Consider the following 260-nt stretch of genomic DNA (forward strand, 5'->3'; position numbering starts at 1 on the left):
CCTACCAAAACTGGAACGACGCCAACATCGGCTTCTGCACCCGCGGCGAGCGCAAACCCGCATACAGCACCACCATCACCGAAATGAAGCCGCAAAACTGGCCTGAGATCTGGAACTTGTACAAGAAGTTCCAAGCCAAGGGCCCCAACAGCGCTGTCCTCATCGAGCGCTATAACATGACACAATCGCTTTCTGCACCGAGTGATTCGGCGGCTATGAACGATAAACTTCGCAAACAGTTTGCGCAGGCTATTGTAATT

The 260-nt window shown here is 52.7% G+C and carries 1 protein-coding gene; it reads right to left on the bottom strand.

Annotation, left to right across the window (positions count from 1 at the left end; translation table 11 throughout):
* A partial coding sequence (locus MN204_RS20920) for a hypothetical protein (RefSeq protein ID WP_249872973.1) occupies positions 1–185 on the bottom strand: 185 nt, incomplete at its 3' end.
* Positions 186–260 lie beyond the last annotated feature (75 nt).

Source organism: Oceanobacillus saliphilus, from assembly GCF_023522835.1.
GTDB lineage: Bacteria > Bacillota > Bacilli > Bacillales > Amphibacillaceae > Oceanobacillus > Oceanobacillus saliphilus.